General features: G+C 71.1%; 7 protein-coding genes. All 7 read right to left on the bottom strand.

The window, feature by feature from the left end; all coding sequences use genetic code 11:
- Positions 1-84: 84 nt before the first annotated feature.
- The 7 genes from MT346_RS13975 to MT346_RS13945 all read right to left on the bottom strand — a co-directional run bounded on the left by MT346_RS13975 (position 85) and on the right by MT346_RS13945 (position 6,239).
- Positions 85-1,089 carry a glycine betaine ABC transporter substrate-binding protein gene (locus MT346_RS13975; protein ID WP_243563689.1) on the bottom strand — a complete coding sequence of 335 codons (1,005 nt, stop codon included), beginning with the start codon at positions 1,087-1,089 and terminating at the stop codon, positions 85-87.
- Positions 1,086-1,865, bottom strand: a complete 780-nt coding sequence (locus MT346_RS13970; RefSeq protein WP_243563688.1) for an ABC transporter permease — start codon at positions 1,863-1,865, stop codon at positions 1,086-1,088. The genes MT346_RS13975 and MT346_RS13970 overlap by 4 nt, the downstream gene beginning before the upstream one ends.
- Positions 1,858-3,138, bottom strand: a complete 1,281-nt coding sequence (locus tag MT346_RS13965) for an ABC transporter ATP-binding protein (RefSeq protein WP_243563687.1) — start codon at positions 3,136-3,138, stop codon at positions 1,858-1,860. The genes MT346_RS13970 and MT346_RS13965 overlap by 8 nt, the downstream gene beginning before the upstream one ends.
- A complete protein-coding gene (locus tag MT346_RS13960; protein WP_243563686.1) occupies positions 3,125-3,772 on the bottom strand; it encodes an ABC transporter permease in 648 nt (215 codons plus the stop codon). Before MT346_RS13960 ends, MT346_RS13965 begins: the two co-directional genes overlap by 14 nt.
- 207 nt (positions 3,773-3,979) lie before the next feature.
- Positions 3,980-4,696: a DinB family protein gene (locus MT346_RS13955; protein WP_243563685.1), complete on the bottom strand. Its 717-nt coding sequence runs from the start codon at positions 4,694-4,696 to the stop codon at positions 3,980-3,982.
- Positions 4,693-5,304, bottom strand: a complete 612-nt coding sequence (locus tag MT346_RS13950) for a hypothetical protein (RefSeq protein ID WP_243563684.1) — start codon at positions 5,302-5,304, stop codon at positions 4,693-4,695. The genes MT346_RS13955 and MT346_RS13950 overlap by 4 nt, the downstream gene beginning before the upstream one ends.
- A 59-nt stretch (positions 5,305-5,363) precedes the next feature.
- Positions 5,364-6,239 carry an aminoglycoside phosphotransferase family protein gene (locus tag MT346_RS13945; protein WP_243563683.1) on the bottom strand — a complete coding sequence of 292 codons (876 nt, stop codon included), beginning with the start codon at positions 6,237-6,239 and terminating at the stop codon, positions 5,364-5,366.
- Positions 6,240-6,287: the final 48 nt, after the last annotated feature.

Raw genomic sequence — 6,287 nt, 5'->3', positions numbered from 1 at the left:
CCGCCGCCCCGCCCGCCGCACCGGGGGGCGCGGGGCCAGGGGGCCCCGCGCCTCCCGTCCGTCTGCTGGTCGCGTCCGGACCCGTCAGGCCTTCGTGATGAAGCCCTCCTTGACCATCCAGTCGAAGGCGACGTCGGCGGGCTCGCGCCCCTCGACGTCCACCTGCCGGTTCAGCTCCTGCAGGACGGGGTCGGTGAGCTTCGGGGAGATCTGGTCGTAGATGCCCTCGAGCTGCGGGTACTTCTGCAACGTCGCGCTGTCGAGCACCGGGGCGACGTTGTAGGCGGGGAAGAACCCCTTGTCGTCCTGCAGCACCTGCAGCCCGAGCGACTTGATCCGGCCGTCGGTGGTGAAGACCTCACCGAAGTTGCACGTGCCGCGGTCGGTCGCCGTGTACACCGTGCCGGTGTCCAGGATGTCGACGTTCCCCTTCGGGATGCCGTTGTCGCCGGATCCCCCGAGCTCGAGCCCGTACTTCGCCAGCATCGGCTTGAAGCCGTCGGCCCGCGAGTTGAACTCGGACTCCACGCAGAACGTGCGCTGGTCCTTCGGCAGGTCGGTGATCTGCGACAGCTTGGTGATGCCGCCGAGCTCCTTGACCGCCTCCTTGCGCACCGCGAACGCGTACGTGTTGTTCATCGGCGCCGGGTCGAGCCAGGTCAGACCGTTGCGGGCGTCCTCCTTGCGGACCGCCTGCCACTGCTCGGTCTTGTCCGGGATTCCTTCCTTGTGGCCCATGTAGGTCAGCCAGGCGGTGCCCGTGTACTCGTAGGTCATGTCGGCGTCGTGTCCGGTCATGAGCTGGCGGACGGCGACGCTGCCAGGCACGTTCGTCTCGTCGGTGACGTCGAACCCGGCGGCCTTCGCGGCGAGCACGCCGATCTTGCCGAGCACGAGCTGCTCGGTGAAGTTCTTCGACGTGACCGTGATGTGCGCGCCGGCGGGCAGGTCGTCGATGCGCTTGATGGAGCCCGGCCCGGCTGCGGGGACGAACGAGGCGGCCGGCTGCAGGCCGCAACCGGTCAGGGCGAGTGCGGCGGCAGCGGCGACCAGGGTCGCGGCGATACGGCGGGTGCGGGCGCGGTTCATCGGAGTCCCTTCGGTCGGGCGACGGTCTCGACGATGCGGCCGATCCAGTCGATGGACAGTGCCAGCAGGGCGATCAGGAGCGCCCCGGACACCAGCACCTTGGGCAGGAACAGGTTCACGCCCGTGGTGATGAGCAGCCCGAGACCACCGGCACCGATGAACGTCGCCAGGGCGGCCGAGCCGACCAGCAGCACCAGGGCGGTGCGGATGCCCGCGAGCATGACGGGCACGGCGAGCGGCAGTTCGACCTTCACCAGCACGGCGAACGCGCTCATGCCCATGCCCCGGCCGGCCTCGACGAGACGGGCGTCGACGCTCTCGATGCCGATGATCGTGTTGCGCAGCACCGGCAGGATCGCGTACAGGACGAGTGCCACGACGGCGGCCCAGAACGAGAACCCGAGCCAGAACGCCAGCAGGACGACCAGGCCGATGGCGGGTGCCGCCTGCCCGAAGTTCGCGACGGCCAGGATGAAGCCGCTGGCGCGCCGGAGCGGCCCGCGGGTGAGCACGATGCCGAGCGGGATGGCGATCACGAGCACGATGACCGTCGACACGATCGTCAGCAGCACGTGCTGCCACGTCAGTGCCACCAGGTCGGCGGGGTTGAGGGTCGACCGTTCCGTGGCGGTCAGGTCAGCGGTGTTCAGCCAGACGGCGAACGCACCGAGCACGACCAGGATCGCGACGGGCTGGATGACGAGCGGCTTCCACGAGCCACTGCGGCCGGAACGCTTCGTGGTGGTGACGGCGGGGTCGGTCAGGACGTCAGTCATCGACGACCTCCGCCTCGGTCGGGCGTGCGGCGGGCATCGTCTCGATCGGGTTGGTGTTCGTGCCGACCGGTGTGTACGCCTGCTCCTCGGCCGCGGCGGCGCGCGAGCGGGTGATGGCGTCCATCACGGTCTCGACGGTGATGACCCCGCGGAACGCGTCGCGGCGCCCGGTGACCAGGGCCGCACCGGCGCTCGAGACGAGCATGGTGTCGAGCGCGTCGTTCAGGGTCGCGGCCTCGCCCACCACGGGCAGGTTCGGCTCGATGCCCTCGGGGATGCGCTCCAGGCGCTCGAGCTGGCGACGCGACGGCCACCCGATCGGACGCTGACGACGGTCGACGACCACGGCGTGCCCGTGTCCGCCGGCCTCGCGCATGCGCTGCAGGACGGCCTGCACGTCTTCGCCGGGCGAGCAGGTGACGGCGTCGACGACCTCGACGTCGCGCACCCGGTTCAGCGTGAGCTGCTTCAGGCCGGCGCCCGAGCCGATGAAGTTCTCGACGAACTCGTTCGCGGGCTCGGCCAGGATGCGCTCCGGGGTGTCGTACTGCACGATGTGCGCGCCCTCGGAGAAGATCACGATCCAGTCGCCGAGCTTCACGGCCTCGTCGAAGTCGTGCGTGACGATGACGATCGTCTTGTGCAGCTCCTCCTGGATGCGCAGCAGCTCGTCCTGCAGGCGCTGGCGGGTGATCGGGTCGACGGCGCCGAACGGCTCGTCCATCAGCAGGACGGGCGGGTCGGCGGCGAGTGCGCGGGCCACGCCGACGCGCTGCTGCTGTCCACCGGAGAGTTCACGGGGGAACCGGTCGCGGTAGGTGTCCGGGTCGAGCGACACCAGGTCGAGCAGCTCGTCGACGCGGGCGGCGATCCTGTCCTTGCTCCAGCCGAGCATCTTCGGGACGATCGCGATGTTCGCCGCGACGGTCATGTGCGGGAACAGCCCGCCGGCCTGGATCACGTAGCCCATGCGCCGGCGCAGTTCGTCGCCGTCGATGGCGGTCACGTCGTCGTCGCCCACCACGATGCGACCCTCGGTGGGCTCGATCAGGCGGTTGATCATCTTGAGCGTGGTGGTCTTGCCGCAGCCCGAGGGGCCGACGAGCATGACGATCTTGCCCGCCGGGATCTCGAGCGTGATGCCGTCGACCGCGGGCTTGGACTGCCCGGCGTACCGCTTGGTGACGGTGTCGAGCAGGATGCTGCGGCCGGTGACGTCGCCGTCTGCGGTGTGGCCGTCGGTGTGGGACAGGGTTGCGTCAGTGCTGGACACGGATACCTCGCGAGGTGGTCAGACGGCCGAGGCCGAGGAGGAGCAGGTCGAGGACGAGGGCGAGCAGGATGACACCGACCACACCCACCACGACGGAGTTGAGCGCGTTGGCGCCGCCGAGTCGCGACAGGCCGGAGAAGATGAAGCCACCGAGCCCCGGGCCGAGTGCGTACGCGGCGACCGCGGCGACACCCATGACCATCTGCGCGGACACCCGCACACCGGTCAGGATGATCGGCCAGGCCATCGGCAGCTCGATCTGCACGAGCGTGCGGAAGCGCCCCATGCCGATGCCGCGCGCCGACTCGACGACGGCGGGGGAGATCTCGCTCAGCCCGACGACCGCGTTGCGCAGGATCGGCAGGGCGGCGAAGAAGGTGATCGTCACGACGGACGGCACGACGCCGAACCCGAGGGGGACGAGCAGCAGACCGATCACGGCGAACGACGGCAGGGTCAACCCGATGGTCGACACCTCGTTCGCGACGGAGCGGAACCGTGGGCTGCGGTAGACGAGTGCTGCGAGCACCACAGCGATGACGGTGGCGAGCACCGTGCACTGGACGACCAGTGAGAAGTGCTGCCACGATGCGAACCAGATCTGGCTCCATCGCTCAACGACGTACTGGAACACCGGGACGGGCTCCTTCCGGGTCGGCAGTTCTGCCCGCGGAACGGGGCACAATCGCGGCCAAAGGTAGCCATTGCATGCGGTAGTTGTACAACCGCAAAGGTCATCCGGAGTCCGACGAGCCCACTTGCTGAATTCAGGAACCCCTGATCAGATGGTGTTGCGCCGGACAACCCTGGGAGAACGGTAACGATCCCCCAGGCTCACGCGCTACAGCCCCGCGCTCCGGAGCCCCGCCCGTTCGGCGATGTCGACCAGGTGCTCGCGCCACTCCTGCCACTCGGCCGCCGACCTGTCCGCCAGGTTGCCGTCGCCGTCACCGGCCAGCCCGTCGAGCATCTCGCGCACGATGTCGGCGTGCCCCGCGTGCCGTGCGGTCTCGTAGGCCATGTGCACCAGGACCCGGTGCAGGGTCACCTCGCGGTGCTCCTCCGGCCACCACGGCACGACCCCGCGGGCGTCGAGGTCGAGCGCGGCGATGGTCGCGTCGGCGTGGGCGGCGCTGGCGTGGTGGAATGCGACGACGTCCGCGACGGTCTCGTCGAGGGTCGCGTACATGTCGGCGTCGTCGTCGGCACCCTCGCGCATCCAGGGCGGCAGGTCCGGGAACGGACGACCGAACACGGCCCCGAAGTACTCGACCTGCACCGACGCCACGTGCTTGACCACACCGAGGACGTTCGTCCCCGTGGGCGTGACCGGCCACCGTGCCTGGCGCTCGGCGAGTCCGTCGAGCTTGCCGACCAGCGCTGCCCGGTGCTTCTGCAGGTACCGGAGCAGGGTGGCCTTCACCGCCGCGGCATCGGCGAGCGCACCGGCACCCTCGTCGGTCAGCAGGGCGTTGCCGACACCGGCCAGGCTGCCCGACGGAACGGCGGACCGGACGGACGGCACGTCGTCGGGAAGTGCGGACTCTGCTGGGCTCATGCCCCCGATGGTGCCACCGTCCGCGCCCGGATGCGCTCGGACTCGGCGACCGCGACGCGCTCCGCGGTCAACAGCAGCCCCGCGACGTCGCTCGACGTCCGGGTGGGAGCGTCGTTCCAACTCGTCAGGTCGCGGACCCGACCCATCCGGATCTCGGGCGCGGGGCACCAGAGCACGGGCGTGCCCTCTTCCACCGCGAGTGCGTGCCAGACGACGTCGAGTGCACGCTGCACGGGCTGCGAGTGCACCGCGTGCGGCCCACCCGCCGCGTAGACGACCGCGCCGACCAGGCAGGCGCCGACCAGCGGGCGGCCGGCGACGTCCATCGCTGCGGCGCTCGACGCCTTGCGCGTCCGCCCCTTCTCGTCGACGTAGGCGAACCACGCGTGCTGGATCCACCCCCGCTCGATGACACCGCGGGCACCGGAGAGCAGCCGTTCCAGGTCGGCGAGCTCGAGCATCTCGGCTTCGAGGCGACGGACCCGGGCGGCGGCACGACGCGCTGCGATGCGGTCGAGCAGGCCGCGCACTCCGGTGCGGGTGGACGGGGACGGGGTGGGAGCGGCGTCGGTGTCGACGTCGTGCTGGACGCGGAACTCGAGGGTCATCAGGCCCCTCCGATCTTCACGTGCACGGATGGTGTGGAGTGACGATAACCCCGTTCGCGTCACCCGTCGAGAGCCGCCCGCAGACCGCGTGCGCCGACGGTCCGGAACGCGCTGTCGTCGCTCGTCCACAGGGCCGATCCGATGGACACGGCCCATCCCCGTGCGCGCAGTGTCGTGGCGTCGTCGACGGCGACGGCCCCCAGGAACGCGACCCGGGCCCGGTGGTCGAGCGTCAGCCAGGCGGTCGCCAGGTCGACGGCCGGGTCCCCGGCCGTCACGTCCCCGAAGTCGATCACGGCCGACAGCCGGTCGCCGTCCGCACCCGGCTCGACCAGCAAGTTGAAGGGGTGCAGGTCGCCGTGCACCCAGACGGGAGGCCCGGCGTGCGTCGGCGCGTCGGCTGCGGCCCGCCAGAGCGCGGCCAGTTCCACGGCACGGGGCACCCCGGAAGTCGCCAGGCGGTCCAGCACGGCGTCGGTCCGGGTCGCGAGCGGGACCGCACGGACCGGGTTCACCGGTGCGTCCGACGGCGCCGGGACGTGCAGCAGCCGGACGAAGTCAGCGAGCGCCCGGGCCACGCCCACGCCACCGACACGTTCGCCGGCGGGGACCCCGGCCAACCACGGCACGATGCTCCACGACCACGGGTACCCGAGCGCCGGTCGACCGGTGCGGACCGGGGCCGGCACGGGCACGACGGCGGCGACCTGCCGGGCCAGCAGCGGCAGCCAGCGCTGCTCGTGCGCGACGAGCTCGGCCGCGACGGCACGGCGGGGGAGTCGGACCGCCAGGGCCGGCCCGAGGCGCACGATCACGTTGTCCCAGCCGTTCGCGACGAGCTCGAGCGGCAGGTCGGCCAGGTCGGGGTGCTGGTCGGCCAGGAGCGAACGGACCAGGGCGACGTCGACGGTGAACTCGGCGGCGGGCGTGGGCACCGGGTCAGGGTAGCCGAGCGCTCCCCGCGAACTGGGGTGCGCCGATGA

Origin of the sequence: Curtobacterium sp. VKM Ac-2922, from assembly GCF_022815645.1 — a bacterium.
GTDB lineage: Bacteria > Actinomycetota > Actinomycetes > Actinomycetales > Microbacteriaceae > Curtobacterium.
Note: the sequence above shows the minus strand (reverse complement) of the source record. Positions and strands in the feature narration are given on the sequence as shown.